Source organism: Micromonospora sp. CA-111912, from assembly GCF_050948415.1.
Lineage (GTDB): Bacteria > Actinomycetota > Actinomycetes > Mycobacteriales > Micromonosporaceae > Micromonospora.
Genome location: NZ_CP192007.1, coordinates 1,416,067 through 1,431,626, shown reverse-complemented (window position 1 = coordinate 1,431,626; position 15,560 = coordinate 1,416,067). Strand labels below are relative to the sequence as shown.

The 15,560-nt window shown below is 74.0% G+C and carries 18 protein-coding genes and 1 tRNA gene; 12 read left to right on the top strand and 7 right to left on the bottom strand.

From position 1 onward, the window contains the following. Positions 1–152 precede the first annotated feature (152 nt). The 4 genes from ACQPZO_RS06575 to ACQPZO_RS06560 are packed head-to-tail and all read left to right on the top strand — an operon-like array spanning position 153 to position 3,198. Positions 153–767, top strand: coding sequence for a sigma-70 family RNA polymerase sigma factor (locus tag ACQPZO_RS06575; RefSeq protein WP_433347970.1), 615 nt, complete (start codon positions 153–155; stop codon positions 765–767). A 31-nt stretch (positions 768–798) separates the two neighbouring features. Then, positions 799–1,320, top strand: a complete 522-nt coding sequence (locus tag ACQPZO_RS06570; RefSeq protein WP_433347968.1) for a MauE/DoxX family redox-associated membrane protein — start codon at positions 799–801, stop codon at positions 1,318–1,320. After that, positions 1,313–2,029 (top strand): DsbA family protein, encoded by a 717-nt coding sequence (locus tag ACQPZO_RS06565; RefSeq protein WP_433347966.1) that lies wholly within the window; start codon positions 1,313–1,315, stop codon positions 2,027–2,029. Before ACQPZO_RS06570 ends, ACQPZO_RS06565 begins: the two co-directional genes overlap by 8 nt. 47 nt (positions 2,030–2,076) lie before the next feature. Further along, positions 2,077–3,198, top strand: coding sequence for a hypothetical protein (locus ACQPZO_RS06560; protein WP_433347964.1), 1,122 nt, complete (start codon positions 2,077–2,079; stop codon positions 3,196–3,198). A 41-nt stretch (positions 3,199–3,239) separates the two neighbouring features. Here ACQPZO_RS06560 and ACQPZO_RS06555 read toward each other — a convergent pair whose 3' ends face one another. Genes ACQPZO_RS06555 through ACQPZO_RS06540 form a run of 4 tightly spaced genes read right to left on the bottom strand, consistent with a single transcriptional unit; the run spans position 3,240 to position 5,951 of the window. Further along, a complete protein-coding gene (locus tag ACQPZO_RS06555) occupies positions 3,240–4,004 on the bottom strand; it encodes an energy-coupling factor ABC transporter ATP-binding protein (protein WP_433347963.1) in 765 nt (254 codons plus the stop codon). Next, on the bottom strand, positions 4,001–4,771 hold the full coding sequence (gene cbiQ, locus ACQPZO_RS06550; RefSeq protein ID WP_433347961.1) for a cobalt ECF transporter T component CbiQ: 771 nt from the start codon (positions 4,769–4,771) through the stop codon (positions 4,001–4,003). The genes ACQPZO_RS06555 and cbiQ overlap by 4 nt, the downstream gene beginning before the upstream one ends. A gap of 11 nt (positions 4,772–4,782) precedes the next feature. Next, positions 4,783–5,235: a PDGLE domain-containing protein gene (locus ACQPZO_RS06545; RefSeq protein ID WP_433347959.1), complete on the bottom strand. Its 453-nt coding sequence runs from the start codon at positions 5,233–5,235 to the stop codon at positions 4,783–4,785. Then, positions 5,232–5,951, bottom strand: coding sequence for an energy-coupling factor ABC transporter permease (locus ACQPZO_RS06540; RefSeq protein WP_433347957.1), 720 nt, complete (start codon positions 5,949–5,951; stop codon positions 5,232–5,234). The genes ACQPZO_RS06545 and ACQPZO_RS06540 overlap by 4 nt, the downstream gene beginning before the upstream one ends. A 161-nt stretch (positions 5,952–6,112) precedes the next feature. Between ACQPZO_RS06540 and bcp the strand changes: the two genes are divergently transcribed. From bcp to ACQPZO_RS06520, 4 genes are all read left to right on the top strand, one after another. Further along, the gene (gene bcp, locus ACQPZO_RS06535) at positions 6,113–6,589 is read left to right on the top strand and encodes a thioredoxin-dependent thiol peroxidase (protein ID WP_350886294.1); all 477 of its coding nucleotides are present in this window, start codon (positions 6,113–6,115) and stop codon (positions 6,587–6,589) included. Between the two features lie 31 nt (positions 6,590–6,620). Next, a complete protein-coding gene (locus tag ACQPZO_RS06530) occupies positions 6,621–7,532 on the top strand; it encodes an HNH endonuclease signature motif containing protein (protein ID WP_433347955.1) in 912 nt (303 codons plus the stop codon). Continuing rightward, a tRNA-Leu gene (locus ACQPZO_RS06525) sits at positions 7,518–7,604 on the top strand. Before ACQPZO_RS06530 ends, ACQPZO_RS06525 begins: the two co-directional genes overlap by 15 nt. Before the next feature lie 102 nt (positions 7,605–7,706). Then, positions 7,707–8,258 carry an N-acetyltransferase family protein gene (locus ACQPZO_RS06520; protein WP_433347953.1) on the top strand — a complete coding sequence of 184 codons (552 nt, stop codon included), beginning with the start codon at positions 7,707–7,709 and terminating at the stop codon, positions 8,256–8,258. Positions 8,259–8,294: 36 nt separating this feature from the next. Here the strand turns inward: ACQPZO_RS06520 and ACQPZO_RS06515 are convergent, their stop codons facing one another. After that, positions 8,295–9,308 carry a helix-turn-helix transcriptional regulator gene (locus ACQPZO_RS06515; RefSeq protein ID WP_433347951.1) on the bottom strand — a complete coding sequence of 338 codons (1,014 nt, stop codon included), beginning with the start codon at positions 9,306–9,308 and terminating at the stop codon, positions 8,295–8,297. A 134-nt stretch (positions 9,309–9,442) separates the two neighbouring features. Between ACQPZO_RS06515 and ACQPZO_RS06510 the strand changes: the two genes are divergently transcribed. Both ACQPZO_RS06510 and ACQPZO_RS06505 read left to right on the top strand, forming a co-directional pair. Next, entirely contained in the window at positions 9,443–9,868 is a 426-nt protein-coding gene (locus ACQPZO_RS06510) for a VOC family protein (RefSeq protein WP_433347950.1), read from the top strand. Between the two features lie 64 nt (positions 9,869–9,932). Then, complete coding sequence (locus ACQPZO_RS06505; RefSeq protein WP_433347948.1) at positions 9,933–11,036, top strand: winged helix DNA-binding domain-containing protein; 1,104 nt, start codon at positions 9,933–9,935, stop codon at positions 11,034–11,036. Between the two features lie 45 nt (positions 11,037–11,081). On the opposite strand, the gene ACQPZO_RS06500 is transcribed toward ACQPZO_RS06505, so the two are convergent. Both ACQPZO_RS06500 and ACQPZO_RS06495 read right to left on the bottom strand, forming a co-directional pair. Next, positions 11,082–11,897, bottom strand: a complete 816-nt coding sequence (locus ACQPZO_RS06500) for an MOSC domain-containing protein (RefSeq protein WP_433347946.1) — start codon at positions 11,895–11,897, stop codon at positions 11,082–11,084. Next, a complete protein-coding gene (locus ACQPZO_RS06495) occupies positions 11,894–12,727 on the bottom strand; it encodes a class I SAM-dependent methyltransferase (RefSeq protein ID WP_433347944.1) in 834 nt (277 codons plus the stop codon). The genes ACQPZO_RS06500 and ACQPZO_RS06495 overlap by 4 nt, the downstream gene beginning before the upstream one ends. 115 nt (positions 12,728–12,842) lie before the next feature. Between ACQPZO_RS06495 and ACQPZO_RS06490 the strand changes: the two genes are divergently transcribed. Both ACQPZO_RS06490 and ACQPZO_RS06485 read left to right on the top strand, forming a co-directional pair. Continuing rightward, complete coding sequence (locus tag ACQPZO_RS06490) at positions 12,843–13,898, top strand: LCP family protein (RefSeq protein ID WP_433347943.1); 1,056 nt, start codon at positions 12,843–12,845, stop codon at positions 13,896–13,898. A 112-nt stretch (positions 13,899–14,010) separates the two neighbouring features. Beyond that, entirely contained in the window at positions 14,011–15,546 is a 1,536-nt protein-coding gene (locus ACQPZO_RS06485) for a sugar transferase (protein WP_433347941.1), read from the top strand. The last annotated feature ends 14 nt before the right edge of the window (positions 15,547–15,560 follow it).

Sequence of the window (15,560 nt, the reverse complement as noted above, 5' to 3'; positions counted from 1 at the left end):
GTCCAGCCGCGCCGACAACGCCGCGCGCACGTCGTCGCATGTCATGAGCGGGTAGTCGGGCCGGGGACCGGGAAAGTTCCCCGAGTGGGCCACGCCATGGAAGGGCCGAAGGACCCTGCCCGGCCCAGTTCTGCCGCGTACCCTGATGTGACGTGATCCCCGCCCCGCGTGACCCCGCCGCCGTCGGTCCGCCCGATGCCGCAGGCGTCGGTGCCCGGGGTCCGGCGGGCGACGCCGCCCGGGGCGGGGCGACCGACTGGGCGCTCGCCGCGCGCGGCGGTGACCCGGTCGCCCAGGCGGCGTTCGTCCGGGCCACCCAGGCCGAGGTGTGGCGGTTCGCCGCCGCGCTGGTCGACCGGGACAGCGCCGACGACCTCACCCAGGAGACCTACCTGCGGGCGTTCCGGGCGCTGCCCGGCTTCGAGGGGCGCTCCAGCGCCCGGACCTGGCTGCTCGGCATCGCCCGCCGGGCCTGCGCCGACCACCTGCGCACCGTGGTCCGTCGGCGGCGGCTCGCCGAGCGGCTGGTCGGCCACGCGCACGCCGACCGCCCGTACCCGGACCCCGCCGGGCAGCTCGGCGCCACCGATCTGGTACGCCGGCTGCCCGCCGAGCGGCGCGGCGCCTTCGTGCTCACCCAACTCCTCGGCCTGTCGTACGCGGAGGCCGCCGCCGTGGAGGGGGTGCCCGTCGGCACCATCCGCTCCCGGGTGGCCCGGGCCCGCGCCGACCTGGTCGAGGCGGTCGGCGACGCACTCGCCGGATGACCGGGAACTTCCGTCGGAGCCGGGGCGACCAATGACCATGACCGCACGACGCATCGGGGCCGTCCGCTGGCCCGCCGTCCGCCCGTGGCTGGGCGTCGCCGCCCGGCTCGGGCTCGCCGCCGTCTGGCTCGTCGCCGGCGGGACCAAGGTCGGTGACCTGGCCGCCTCCGGGCGCGCCGTCAACGCGTACCAGGTGCTGCCTTACGACGTCGCGACGGTGATCGGCGCGGCGCTGCCCTTCGTCGAGCTGGCCCTGGGGCTGCTGCTGCTGGTGGGGCTGGCCACCCGGCTGGCCGCCGGGGTGTCGGCCGCGCTCCTGGTGGTCTTCGTCGCCGGCATCGCCTCGGCCTGGGCCCGTGGCCTGGCCATCGACTGCGGCTGCTTCGGCAGCGGCGGGCAGCTCGCCGCCGGACAGGCCCCGAGCTACCTCCCGGAGATCCTCCGGGACCTGGGATTCCTGGCGCTGGCCGGATTCCTGCTGAGCTGGCCCCGAACCCCCGTCTCCATGGACGGCTGGCTCGCGGACGCACCTGTGGAGGACGAGGATGAGTAGTCGCAAGGGACAGCGGGACACCGCCCGGGTGGTCCGGCAGCAACTGGCCCGGGAACGCCGCCGGCGGCGGACCCTCTGGACCTCGGTTGCGGCGGTCGCCGTGCTGGTGATCGCCGGCGGGATCGGCTGGGCCGTCTGGTCCAGCCAGCGCTCCGACACCTTCACCGCCCCGCCCGGCGCGACCGAGAACGGCACCGGAGTCGCGTACGGGGACGGGCCCGCCACCATCGACCTGTACGAGGACTTCCTCTGCCCGGCCTGCAAGCAGTTCCAGCAGAGCAGCGGCGCGACGATCGAGCAGCTGGTCAACGAGGGCAAGGCCCGGGTCGTCTTCCACCCGGTGGCCTACCTCAACCGGTTCTCGACGACCGAGTACTCCACCCGGTCCTCGGCCGCCTCCGGGTGCGCGGCGAAGGGCGGCAAGTTCCGGGAGTTCACCGCCGCGCTGTTCGACCGGCAGCCGCCGGAGGGCGGCGCCGGGCTGAGCAACGACGAGCTGGTCGAGATCGGCGCCGGCGTCGGGCTGAACCGGGACGACTTCTCCTCCTGCGTCTCCGACGGCACGTACCGGGCGTGGACCGAGCACGTCACCGAGGACGCGAGCAAGGCCGGGATCACCGGCACGCCGACGATCAAGGTCGACGGCAAGGAACTCTCCGACCGCAGCCCCACGGGCATCACGGCGGCGGTGGCGGCGGCCGGCAAGTGACCCCCGCGCCGCTGCGCCGGGGCAGGCCGCTCCGCCCAGGTGGGCCGGTGCGCCCGGGTGGGCTGCTCCGTCGGGGCGGGCTGGTCGCCGCCGCCATGCTGGTCGCCGTCCTCGGCACCGCCGCGCCGGCCGCCGCGCACGGCGGGGAGGCCCCGGACGGCACCGACTACCGGGCCGAGGCGATCGGGGTCGCCCCGGCCCGCCCGGGGCTGACCGTCCGGGTGGTGGAGGCGGGGGCCCGGCTGGAGCTGGTCAACCGCACCGGGCGGCCGGTCGAGGTGATCGGCTACTCCGGGGAGCCGTACCTGCGGGTCGGGCCGGACGGGGTGTTCGAGAACAGCCGCTCCCCGGCGACATACCTGAACCGGACCCTGTCGGGGGACGCCACCCTGCCCGCCCAGGCCGACCCGGCCGCCGCCCCGGACTGGCGGCGGATCGACGACGGGCCGGCGGCCCGCTGGCACGACCGGCGCATCCGGTGGCAGGAGCCCGACCCGCCCGCGCGGGTGCGCGCCGACCCGACCCGGGAGCAGCGGGTCCTGGACTGGGCCGTGCCACTGCGCGACGGCACCGAGCCCGTGGAGGTCCGGGGCACCCTCGACTGGGTGCCGCCGCCGGACCCGTACCCCTGGTGGGTGGCGGCGACCCTCGGCTTCCTCGCGCTGGGCGCCGCCGGGCTGCTGGCCGCCGGCACCGCGGCGGCGGCCAGGGCGCTGGCCGGGGTCGGCGCGGCGCTGACCGTCGGCGGGGTGGCCGCGATCGTGCTCACCGTCGGCCGGGAGCTGGACGCCGGCGCGTCCGGGCTGGGCGGGGTGCTGGCCGGCCTGCTCGCCGGGCAGGTCTGGGCGGTGCTCACCGGCCTGGGTGCGCTCGCGGCGGGCGGGTACGCGCTGGCCCGCCGCCCCGCCGCCGACTTCGCGCTGGCGCTGGCCGGGGCCTGCCTGGCCCTGTTCGTCGGCGTCACCAACCTCGCCGTCCTCAGCCGCTCGGTTCCCCCGGCCCCCTGGCCCGGCGGCCTGGCCCGCCTCCTGGTCACCCTGGTCCTGGCCGGAGGAGCCGGCGCCACAGCCGCCGGCCTCCTCCGCCTCCGCGCCGCCGCCGCGGCCCGCCCCGCCCCGTCGCCCTCCGGCGTCGATCATGGGCTCGCGCTGGGGAACGAACCGTCCTAACGCCCCATCCAGCGGCACCACGGCGCCCCGACCGCCCCGGGTCAGAGGTGAGGGGTGAAGCCGTAGGGAAGTTCCAGGCGGTGGGTCGACAGCAACTCCTGGTTCGCCAGGAGGGTGCGGGTGGGGGCGTCGGCGACGATGCGTCCCTCGTCGAGGATGACCGAGCGGTCGCACAGCTCCAGCGCGTACGGCAGGTCGTGGGTGACCATCAGCAGCGTCACCGGCAGGGCGCGCAGGATCCCGGCCAGCTCCCGACGGGCCGCCGGGTCGAGGTTCGACGACGGCTCGTCGAGCACCAGGATCTCCGGCCGCATGGCCAGCACCGTGGCCACCGCCACCCGGCGGCGCTGCCCGAACGACAGGTGGTGCGGGGTGCGGTCCCGGTGCTCGCCCATCCCCACCGCCGCCAGGGCCTCGTCCACCCGGGCCGTCAGCTCCGCCCCACGCAGCCCCAGGTTGGCCGGCCCGAACGCCACGTCCTCAGCGACGGTGGGCAGGAAGAGCTGGTCGTCCGGGTCCTGGAAGACGATGCCCACCCGGCGGCGGATCTCCGCGAGGGTGCCCCGGTCCCGGCTGACGGTCAGCCCGCCGACGCGCACCGAACCCTCGGTGGCGGTGAGGATGCCGTTGAGGTGCAGCACCAGGGTGGTCTTGCCGGCACCGTTGGGGCCGAGCAGCGCCACCCGTTCGCCGCGCGGCACGGTCAGGTCCACCCCGTGCAGGGCGACGTGCCCGTCCGGATAGGCGAACCGCACGCCGCGCACGTCGAGGGAGACAGGAGCCGGGGTCTGCACGTACCCGATCATTGCAGGACGACGGCGGCCCCGGCGATGGTGGCCGCGACCAGCGGCACCGCCGCCCCGACCAGCCACTGCCCGGCGGTCGCCGCGCCCGCCCCCTGCCAGACCGCCGGCATCCGGCCGGAGTAGCCGCGCGACACCATCGCCAGGTAGACCCGCTCGCCGCGCTCGAACGCGCGCAGGAACAGCGCCCCGATCCCGGCGGCGAAACCGCGCAGTTGCCACAGGAACCGCGGGTCGTCCCCCCGGGAGACCCGGGCCACCCGCATCCGGCGGGCCTCGCCGACCAGCACGTCCAGGTAGCGCAGCATGAAGGTGGCGATCTGGGTGAGGATCTGCGGGCAGCGCAGCCGGTCCAGGCCGACGATCAGGTCCCGGGTCGTCGTGGTCGCCGCGAGCAGCAGCGACGCCAGTACGCCGAGGGTGCCCTTGGCGATGATGTTCCACCCGCCGAGCAGCCCGTCGACGGAGAGACTCAGCCCCGCCACGTCGACCCGCTCGCCCGCCCCGAGGAACGGCAGCGCGAACGCGAACAGCACGAACGGCAGCTCGATCGCCGCCCGGCGCAGCAGCCAGCCCGGCCCCACCCGGGCCAGCGCGGCCACCACCGCGACCAGCAGGGCGTACCCGCCGAAGGCCCAGAACGCCGCGCGCGGGGTGGCCACCACCGCGACGGTGAACAGCACCATCGCGGCGATCTTCACCTCCGGCGGGAGGCGGTGCACCGGCGAGGACGACTCCCGGTAGAGCACGTGGGCGTGGCCGGCCCCCATCGCCGTCCCGCCTACCGGCTGTTCGCCACGCGCGAGGCGTCGTCGCCGCGCCCGCCGCCGACCGGGTCGCCCCCGGCCTGCTCCCCGCCGGTCGGTCCGGCGGCGGTGGTGTGGCCGGCGCCCTGCCCCGAGCCCCGGCGGCGCAGCAACCAGAACACGCCGCCACCGACGGCGAAGGTGAGCAGCACCCCGAGGACGCCGGAGAGGCCGGTGGAGAGGAAGTCGTTGTCCACGCCCCGGATGCCGTAGTCGGCCAGCGGGCTGTCGGCCAGCTCGTGGTCCCGCGTCTGCTGGGCCGGGCAGCTACCGCCGGTGATCTCGTCCTCGGCGTTGACCGTGCAGCCCTTGAGCAGCGACGAGTCCAACCCGTCCGGGTGCGACGAGGCGTAGTTGCTGACCACACCGGCCAGCAGCAGGGCGACCAGCAGGCCACCGACGACGAATGCCCAGGGACGCTTGCTCATCGGGCACCTCCGGCGACCGGGACGACGGGAGCCGGCGCGGCCGGCTTCAGGGCGCGCAGCGCGTACACGAGATCGGGGCGGACCTTCGCGACGGTGACCACGGTGGTCGCGGTGATCAGGCCCTCGCCGATGCCGATCAGCAGGTGGGCGCCGGCCATGGTGCCGGCCAGGCCGGCCAGGTTGCCGCCCAGGTCGGTGGTGCCACCCAGCCAGTACTGCAGCACGAAGCCCTGGGACGCGACGACGACGCTGACCAGCGCCGAGACGAAGGCGGTCACGCCGAGGCCGGCCGGGTTGCGGGGCAGCACCCGCAGCAGCAGGGTGATCAGCAGGTACGCCGCGGCGGTGCCGAGGACGGCCATGTTGCTGATGTTCAGGCCGAGCATGGCCACCCCGCCGTCGCCGAACACCAGCGCCTGCACGACCAGCACGACCGCCACGCAGAGCGCGCCGACCCACGGGCCGACCAGCATCGCGGCGAGCGCGCCGCCGAGCAGGTGACCGCTCACGCCGGCGGTGAAGATCGGGAAGTTGAGCATCTGGACGGCGAAGATGAACGCGGCGACCAGGCCGGCCATCGGGGCGAGCCGGTCGTCCAGGTCGCGCCGGCCACGCAGCACGCACAGGGCCAGCACCGCCAGCGCGAAGGCGGCGAAGAGGGCGGCGACGGGACCGTTGACGATCCCGTTGGAGATGTGCATCGCCAGGGTTTCCACTCGACCTCCCGGGGCGCGGTGGGCGGGCCCGCACCGACGAGGTAACCCTATTTCCAGAGAACCACTGTTGCCAATAGCTTGCAACAAGCCATGAAGTTGCTCACGAGTGCCGGCGCGTCGCCCACGCCGGCCCGCGCCGGGACGGCGGTAGGGTTTCCGCCATGACCGCGCCCGCCCGACTCAACCCCGGTGACCCCGCGCCCGAGTTCACCCTGCCGACCGACACCGGCGAGACCCTCTCCCTGGCCGACCTGCGCGGCCGGAAGGTCATCCTGTACGCCTACCCCGCCGCGATGACCCCCGGCTGCACCAAGCAGGCGTGCGACTTCCGCGACTCGCTCGCCTCGCTCCAGGCGGCCGGCTACGAGGTGGTCGGCATCTCCCCCGACAAGCCGGAGAAACTGGCGAAGTTCCGCGACCGGGACGCCATCACCTTCCCGCTGGTCGGCGACGCCGACAAGGCGGTGCTCACCGCGTACGGCGCGTACGGCGAGAAGCAGTCGTACGGCCGGACGGTGACCGGGGTGATCCGGTCCACCTTCGTCATCGACCCGGACGGGAAGATCGAGCGGGCGCTCTACAACGTCAAGGCCACCGGCCACGTCGCCAAGCTGCGCCGCGACCTCGGGCTGGACTGAGACCGTCACACCGGGCCACTACCCTTCGCACGTGGCCCGTTACAAGTATTCGGAGGCGCTGCTGCGGGACCTGGTCGCGGCCTCGCACAGCATCGCGGACGTCCTGAGACACCTGGGGCTGCCCCAGAACGGTGGCTCCCACGCGCATCTGCGGCGTCGCATCGACGCACATGGCATCGACACCTCTCATTTTCGGCGCACCGGCCTCCGGCGAGCCTCGGGGCCGTCCTCCCGGTCCCCGGACGACCTGCTCGTGTTACGGGATCCGAGCCGCCGCCGGGCACATCCGGACGTGCTCCGCCGGGCACTGGCGTCGACCGGGACGCCCCTGCTGTGCGCCGACTGCGGCGTGGGTACGTGCTGGAACGGCCGCCCCCTCACGCTCCAGGTCGATCACCGCAACGGCCGCTTCTGGGACTGCCGGCGCGAGAACCTCCGCCTGCTCTGCCCGAACTGCCACAGCCAGACCCCCACCTACGCCGGCCGGAACCGCCGCCGGTTCGGGGTGGCTCCCTCGGATCCGGCGGCCACTGACCAGGCGAACGGGTCCGCCACGGCTCGGACGGTCACGACCGAGGAACTGGTCGAGTTGTTCCGTCTCGTCGACCGCCGGGAACTGGACGCGGGGGAAGCGGCACGTCGGGCCGGCTGCCACCCGGGCTACCTTCACCGTCTCCGACAGCGTCTGGAGGAGCAGGGCTCGGTGTCGCGGAGGCAGGGTGGGCGACGGTGGCGGGCAGCCGCGGTCCGCGAGACCGTGCTCCACCACGCGCTGGCCAACCCCACGCTCGGGCCGAAGAAGCTCGCGTGTCTGCTGCGGGAACTGCCCGAGGGAGGCTGCGCGGTCAGCCATGGCACCGTCTCCACCATCCTGCGGGCGGCGGCGCTCAACACGGTGGCGGCCCGACGCTCTAGACTTTCCGCGTCGGCGGGAGTGGCGTAATTGGCAGCCGCGCAGGATTTAGGTTCCTGTGTCCGTGAGGACGTGGGGGTTCGAGTCCCCTCTCCCGCACCAACGAGGTGACAGCCGGCGGTACGGGTCGGCCGCCGTGCCGTCGGCTGTCAGGCGTATCACGATCACAGGTCGGCCGGGGCCGCCCGGCGGCAGGATGGCAGCGTGAGTCTGCGCTTCGTCCTCGACCCCGAGCTGACCCCCGAGCTGCGCGAGCAGATCGTCCGCCTCTGGGTGGACGTCACCAACGCCGGCGGCGCGGTCGGCTTCGTGGCGCCGGTCACCGCCGCCGACGTCCGCCCCGTGGCCGAGAAGACCTTCGTCGACCTCGTCGACGGCCCGGACCGGCTGCTCGTCGGGTACGACGGCGCGCGCCCCGTGGCCGTGCTGGTCCTCGCCGACAACCGGTTCCATCTCAAGGCGCACTGGTGCGTGCTGAAGCGGGTGATGGTGCACCCCGACACCCAGGGCCGGGGGCACGGGCTGGCGCTGATGCGCGAGGCGGAGCGGCTCGGCCGCAAGCTGGGCCGGGAGGCGCTGCACGTCACCGTGCGGGGTGGACTGGGGCTGGAGCGGTTCTACGCGCGGCTCGGCTACCGGGAGATTGGCCGGTTGCCGGGCGCGCTGCGGGTCGCCCCGGGCGACGACCGGGACGAGATCCTCATGTGGCTCGACCTGACCGCCGACGGGTGCCCCGACGCCGCCCCGACCGCCTGATCGCCGTCGCCCCGCCCGGGCTCGGTGCTCGCCCGCTCACCCGTTCGCCTCGACTCGGGGCGTCGGTGCTGCGGTGCCGGCACCGGCTGCGGTTCTGGTGAACCTGCGGGCTAGGTGTGCGAAGGCGTTGGTCAGTTCGTCGGGGCCGACGACGTCGATGTCGGCGTCGAACCGGGCGGCGGCGGCGGCGAGGCTGGGCCATGACCATGACCCGAGGGTGAGCCGGCAGCGGTCGGGGCCGAACTCCTCGACGACGCCGTCGCGGGTGTAGAGGGCTGCGGTGGCCGCGGGCAGGTCGAGGATCACCGTGCCGCGGCAGGGCCAGCCACCGGAGGCGTCGTCGGAGCCGCGGAACCTGCCGATGACGTAGGTGGCGACGTCTTCTCCGGGCAGCGCGCGTGGGGTGAACCGGGGCCCGTTCGGGGTGCGCAGGATGATCCGGTCCACGCGGAAGATGCGCCACTCGTCGCGGTCGAGGTCCCACGCGACGAGGTACCAGCGCCCGTCCCAGGTGATGACGTGGTGGGGCTCGACGCGGCGCGGGGGCTTGTCCGCGCTCTCGGGGCCGTAGTGGAAGCGCAGCACCTCGTGGGCGTGGGCGGCTGCGCTGACCGCCAGGAGCACGTCGCCGTCGACCGGTGCGACCGGCCGAGTGGTGGGCGGCTCGACGGCGGTGACTCGCAGGGCGTTGATGCGGTGCCGTAGCCGAGCGGGCATGACCTGCCGGATGGTGTTCAGTGCCCGTGCGGCGGCTTCTGCGAGGCCGTCGCCGGGGGTGGTGGCGGTGATCTGCAGGGCGATGGCGAGGGCGACTGCCTGTTCGTCGTCGAACAGCAGCGGGGGTAGTTCGGTGCCGGCGCTGAGCCGGTAGCCGCCGTCGGGGCCCTTGACTGCGGCTATGGGGTAGCCGAGTTCGCGTAGCCGGTCGACGTCGCGGCGCACGGTGCGCAGGCTGATGTCCAGGCGTTCGGCCAGCAGTGTGCCGGGCCAGTCCCGCCGGGCCTGCAGCAGCGACAGCAGGGCCAGCAGTCGGGCGGAGGTTTTCGGCATGAATTCGATTCTGCCCGCAGTAGGTGCCACACCCTGGCACCTACTGCTGCAAGTCTTCGCTCACACCGGCCGGCCACGACGATCCGGGCGAAGCCGGCCATCTACCCCTTTGCCATCTCTCGACAGGAGCCATCGTGGGCATCACCACCACCACCCACCTGAACTTCCGCGCCGCCGCCCGCCAGGCGCTGGAGTTCTACCAGTCCGTGTTCGGCGGCCAGATCGCCCTGGTGACCTACTCCGACGCCCACAACGTCTCGGCCCCGGCCGAGGCCGACCAGATCATGTGGGGCCAGGTCCGGGCCGACAACGGCTTCCACGTCATGGCCTACGACGTGCCCGGCAACCAGTCCTACGGCCCCGGCGACAAGGCGGTCTTCGTCTCCGTCCGCAGCCAGGACGAGGACGAGATCACCACCTACTGGAAGGGTCTGTCCGAAGGCGCGATCGTCCTCCAGGACCTCGGCCCCGCCGGCTGGGCCCCGCTCTACGGCATGCTCAAGGACCGCTTCGGCGTCACCTGGGTTCTCGACGTCGCGGTCGAGTACGACGCCGGCTGACCCTCCGCCTGGTGCACGCGCACGCGCCCCTTGGGCCGCCTGACCTGACCATGACGGAGCAGCTGTGACCACGCGCCTCGACGCCCGCGCGCTCAATCGAGCGACCCTGGCACGCCAATTCCTGCTCGAACGCACCGAGGCGACCGTGCTCAGCACCGTCGCCCGGCTGGGCGGACTGCAGGCCCAAGAACCACAGGAACCCTTCATCGGCCTCTGGTCCCGCATGAACGGCTTCAATCCCGAAGAACTCAGCCGGCTCCTCGAGCAGCGGATCCTGGTACGGCTGCACCTCATGCGCCGCACCGTGCACCTCGTTGCCGCGGACGACGCATGGAACTGGCGGCCACGCCACCACGCCCTGCTCCGGCAGCGGACCCTCGGGACCTACCGCCGCGAGCTCACCGGGCTCAACCTGGACGACCTCGCAGCCCGGGCACAGGCGCTCATGGCCGACGGACAGGCCCGCTCACTCGGCGACATCGGACGCGCCCTGGCCGAGCACTGGCCAGGGCCAGCACCTCGCGTACTGGGCGAAGCCGTCGTCGCCGCGCTCGTACCGACGGTCCAACTTCCGCCGCGCGGCACCTGGCGCAGCACCGCCGGAGCGCTGTACCTGCCCCTGTCCACCTGGCTCGGCCGTCCCGTCCCGCTCGATGCCACGCCGGGGGCGTCGCTGGCAACCGGCCGCGCTGACCCCGCCGGCGAGGACCTGGTGCGCCGATATTTGCGGGCGTTCGGCCCCGCCGCCAGCGCCGACCTACGCGCCTGGTGTGGACTGGCCGGTCTGCCCCACGCCGTGACCGCGGTCCGCGACGAACTGGTCAGTTTCCGCGACCACCGCGGCCGCGAACTGCTCGACCTCCCCGACGCCCCAAGACCCGAGCCCGACACGCCCGCACCCGTCCGTTTCCTACCAGCCTTCGACAACGTCATCCTCGGCTACCACGACCGCAGCCGCATCATCGACGACAGCCACCGGGGCCTGTCCGTGGCCGGGGAGCGCCTTGTCCTCGTCGACGGCCGAGTGGCCGCCACCTGGACCGGTACCGCCGGAACCATCTCCGTCACACCGCTGCGTGATTTCACCCGCGCCGAACGCACCGCGGTCGCCCAGGAAGCCGATCGCCTCGCGGCATTCCTGTCGGGCACGGCGCGCATTCGGCCGTGACCTACGGCCGATCGCTGCGCGTCAGCCGCCGGCGTCCGTGCCCGGTCAGTCCGCCGGCCCCACCGGGTCCCCGACGCGCACCACACCCGGCCCGTCGGGGACGAGGTGCAGGCCGAACGGCAGCTTTCCGTCGATGTTCCGGTGCCGCCCGAGGGTGCGCAGCGGCTCCTTGCCGCGTACCCCGGTCTCCTGGTCGGTGGTGGTGACCACGCAGCGGCCGCACGGGCCGGCGGCGCGGAAGCGCGCGGAGCCGATCCGCAGCCACCGGCCGGCCCAGTCGTCCTCGGCCCAGGCGGGTGCCCCGTCGACGACGAGGTTGGGCCGGAACCGGCTGATCGGCACGGGTGCCTCGCCGGCCTCGGCCAGCCAGCCGTTGAGCGCGTCGAGGGAGCCGGTGGTGGCCAGCAGCAGGGGGTACTGGTCGGCGAAGCTGACCCGGTCGCCGGTGTCGTGGGCGCGGGCGCCGGGCGCCAGGTGCCGGGTGGGCCGGGCCAGGTAGACCAGGCGGACCGGGCGGCCGAGCAGGGCGCTGAGCCAGTCGTCGGCGGCCGGCCCGGCGGGGAGCGCGGGGGCCGGCAGCCGGTCGCGGAACACCCGCACGGGCAGCGGCGGCGCCCCGGTCGGCTCGGCGACGTCCAAGTCGGGGCGGCCGGCGGCCCGCAGCACCAGGCCGCCGTCGCGGGGAGCGGCCCGCAGCCCGACCAGCGCGGTGGTCTCCCGCTGGGTGACGCCGAGGCCGTCGGCGTCGACCACCATCCAACGCCGGTCGCCGGCCAAGCCCCACGGTTCCACCCGGGCGCCGTCGTGGTCCAGCCGGTGGCAGCCCTTGACCGGGTACGTGTGCACGGCCGCCAGCCTCACCAGGCCGCCCCGACCCCGTCGCCCGGGTACCAGTGTCGGGCCGGTGTCTCCCGGTACGCGAGGAAGCGACGGCCGGTGCGTTCGGCGTGTTCGGCGAGAACGTTGGTGGTGGTGACGTTGTCGGTGAGCAGCAGCGCGCCGGGGGCGAGCTTCGGCTCGACGGCGTCGAACTCGCGCTTCTCGTGCGCCCGGCTGTGGTCGCTGTCGTGCAGGAAGAGGTCGACGGGACGGTCGAGGGCCTCGATCGAGGCGATGGAGTCGCCGACGACCAGGTCGACCACCTCCGACCAGGGCGCGGTGCGGGCCAGGTAGCCGGCCTCGGGGTTGATGTCCAGCGAGGTGACCCGGCCGGGGTGCCCCTCGGCGGCGTTGCGCAGCAGGGCGGCGGCCAGCACGCAGCTGCCCAGCCCCTTGTCGACGCCGGTCTCCACAACGTGCGCGGGGCGGGTGGCGCGGACCATGGCGTACCAGCCGATCCGGCGGGCGTAGCGGACCTTCCGGTCGGCCAGGCCCCGGCGGGACGCCTCGGCGGTGGCCCGTTCGATGTGCCCGCGCAGTTCCTCGTCGCCCTCGATCTCGGCAAACCAGCCCCGGACCCGGGCCACCGGCACGTCACACGCGACGCTGACGAACCAGGCCAGGTGCTGCCGACTCAGCTTGGTCAGCTCGTATGTGTAGTTGTGATGCTCCCGGGAGGTGACCAGCCACCGGGCGGAGGAGCGCAGCACCTTGGCGTCGTGCCGGGCCACCCGGGCGAGCCGCTTGGGAAAGGCGGCGACCGGGGCGAGCCGGGTGCGGGCGATGGCCCGTCGGAGCTTCGTGACGTCCACGGGAGGGTTGTACCAGGTCCGGGCGATGCGCGGGGGCCCTCGCCGCCGGAGGGGGTCACAGGCTCGGACCGTTCCCGGGACCCCCGGCAGGGCGGGGAGTCAGTAGCATGCGCCCATGCCAGATCATCAGCAGCTCGCGGGGTCCGCGCCGCCCGGCCCCGCGGCCGCCGCCTCCGACGTGGAGCCGCGGCCCCCGGCGCGCCGTCGCCGGGGCCGGCGGGTCGCGCTCGTCACGCTGCTGGTGGTCGCCCTGCTCGGGGCCGGTGGCGTCGGCGCGGCGGCGCTCTACCTGCGCTCGGTGGAGAAGGACATCGAGCGGGTGGACGCCTTCACGGAGGTGCCGCGGGAGAACCGGCCGCCGGTGGTGGCCGGGGACGCCATGAACATCATGGTGCTGGGCAGCGACTCCCGGGACCCGGACGGCACCACGGGCTCGCGGACCGACACGATCATCCTGGCCCACCTGCCGAAGGACCGGAAGAGCGCGCAGCTGGTCTCGATTCCCCGGGACACGTGGGTGCACGTGCCACGGTCGAGGGCCGGGCACGGCGGCCGGAACGCCAAGATCAACGCTGCGTACGCGTGGGGCGGCATCCCGCTGATGGTGCAGACGGTCGAGGAGTTCACCCAGGTCCGCGTCGACCACGTAGCGGTGATCGACTTCGCCGGCTTCACGGAGATCATCGACGCCCTCGGCGGCATCGACGTTTACGCGGAGAAGACCTTCACCTCGATCCACCCGCCGTTCCGCACGTTCCGGCAGGGGATGCAGACGATGGACGGGGAGACCGCCCTGGACTACGCGCGGCAGCGCAAGCAGTTCCCGGACGGCGACTTCGCCCGCATCCGGCACCAGCAGCAGGTCATCAAGGCGATCCTCGACAAGGCGGCCTCGGGTGGCATCCTCACCAGCCCGGGCCGCCTCAACGACTTCGTCAAGGCGTCCTCGGCCGCGGTCTCCGTCGACAAGGAGCTGTCCCTGATGGACACGGCGGCCGACCTGCGCGGGCTGCGCGGCCGCAACCTGGTGTTCTTCACCAGCCCGACGCGGGGCACGGGCCGGGTCGGCAGCGAGAGCGTCGTCTTCGCGGACACCGCCAAGGCGAAGACCTTCTACGACGCCGTACGCCGGGACGCCGTGCCGGAGATTCTGGGCACCGCCGGGAAGTAGGACGCCGGATTGCACTGTCGGCCCTGTCGGGACGCGCGCGGCACTCGTATCCTTCGTGCGCCCCCACGGACCGACCTGTGCCGTCCGTGGTGGCCACGGGGGAAGGACCGACATGTCAGGCCAACCAGCGACGGGAGACCACGCCGCTGCCGCGCCGCGCGACGACGCCGCGCCGCGGGGCGTACCGGCGACCGCGCAGAACCGGGACCCCGGTGCGTGGTTCCCCGCGCCCCGGGCCGGCGGCGAGCGGGCCGGCGGCGAGCGGGTGAGCGTGCCCGGCCTGGACACGACGGCGGTGCTGCCGTACGCCGGTTCGCGCGCCTCCCGGCGGACCCGGTGGCTGCGGGCCTGGATGATGACCGCCCCGGTGGACGTCGTCGCGCTGCTGGTGCCGCTGGCGCTGACCCACCAGCACTGGCGCGGCACCCTGGTGATGGCCGGGCTGACCGTCGCGTTCTTCGCGGCGGGCGGCCTGTACCGGGCCCGCCGGCACGTCAGCTTCCTCGACGAACTGCCCAGCCTCTCCGGTCGCCTGCTGGCCTGCGGCGCGATCGTCGCCATCATCGCCGCCCTGCGCCACGCGTCGGCCGAGTACGTGCTCGGCTTCACCCAGCAGGTGGCCCTCGCCGCCGGGCTGGTCGTCGTCGGCCGCGCGCTGACCCGCGAGTTCACCCTCGTCGCCCGCAGGCGCCGGTGGGTGGAGCACAACGCGATCGTCATCGGCAGCGGGCCGACGGCGGTGGAGCTGGCCCGCCTGCTGCGCCGCTACCCCCAGTACGGGCTGCGTTTCGTCGGCTGCGTCGACGCCGCGGCGCGGCCGGCGCCCAGCGCGCACCCGCTGATCGGCACGCTCGACCAGCTCGAGAAGCTCGTGGCGCTGGTCGAGTGCGAGGTGCTGCTCATCGCCGACCCGGGCTGCCCGGAGCCGGTGCTGATGGAGGTCCTGCACCGGCCGGGCAACGCGGGCTGCGACCTGTGGGCGGTGCCCCGGCTCTGGGGCTCCCGATCCTCCGGCGACCACATCGGGGCGATCCCGATCGTCAAGGTCGGCGACATCACCCTCTCCGGCCCCCGGTGGGCGCTCAAGCGCGCGTCGGACATCGTCTTCGCCTCGCTGGCGCTGCTCCTGCTCAGCCCGGTGCTGCTGCTCTGCGCGGTCGCGACGTTCCTCGACGGCGGGCGGGACATCTTCTTCCACCAGGAGCGCATCGGCCGGCACGGCCGGACGTTCCGCATCATCAAGTTCCGTTCGATGCGCCCGGTGGACGAGCACGAGTCGCGGACGAACTGGTCGATCGCGCACGACCGGCGGGTGGGCCCCGTCGGGCGGTTCATGCGCCGCACGTCCCTGGACGAGCTGCCCCAGCTGTGGAACATCCTGCGCGGCGACATGAGCGTGGTCGGGCCGCGCCCGGAGCGCCCGTACTTCGTGGAGAAGTTCTCCGCCGAGTACCCCACCTACTCCATGCGGCATCGGGCCCCGGTCGGGCTCACCGGGCTGGCGCAGGTCAGCGGCCTGCGCGGGGACACCCCGATCTCCGACCGGGCACGCTTCGACAACTACTACATCGAGAACTGGTCGCTGTGGCTGGACGCCAAGGTGCTGCTGCGCACCGTGGCGGAGGTGTTCCGCGCGGGTGGGCGCTGACCGGTGCCCCGACG

Bases quoted from the DNA above. Each gene is read 5' to 3' on its own strand.
- ACQPZO_RS06490 (WP_433347943.1), top strand. From the start codon at position 12,843: ATGCCAGATCATCAGCAGCTCGCGGGGTCCGCGCCGCCCGGCCCCGCG.
- ACQPZO_RS06555 (WP_433347963.1), bottom strand. From the start codon at position 4,004: ATGATCGGGTACGTGCAGACCCCGGCTCCTGTCTCCCTCGACGTGCGC.
- cbiQ (WP_433347961.1), bottom strand. From the start codon at position 4,771: ATGGGGGCCGGCCACGCCCACGTGCTCTACCGGGAGTCGTCCTCGCCG.
- ACQPZO_RS06485 (WP_433347941.1), top strand. From the start codon at position 14,011: ATGTCAGGCCAACCAGCGACGGGAGACCACGCCGCTGCCGCGCCGCGC.
- bcp (WP_350886294.1), top strand. From the start codon at position 6,113: ATGACCGCGCCCGCCCGACTCAACCCCGGTGACCCCGCGCCCGAGTTC.
- ACQPZO_RS06515 (WP_433347951.1), bottom strand. From the start codon at position 9,308: ATGCCGAAAACCTCCGCCCGACTGCTGGCCCTGCTGTCGCTGCTGCAG.
- ACQPZO_RS06570 (WP_433347968.1), top strand. From the start codon at position 799: ATGACCATGACCGCACGACGCATCGGGGCCGTCCGCTGGCCCGCCGTC.
- ACQPZO_RS06545 (WP_433347959.1), bottom strand. From the start codon at position 5,235: ATGAGCAAGCGTCCCTGGGCATTCGTCGTCGGTGGCCTGCTGGTCGCC.
- ACQPZO_RS06565 (WP_433347966.1), top strand. From the start codon at position 1,313: ATGAGTAGTCGCAAGGGACAGCGGGACACCGCCCGGGTGGTCCGGCAG.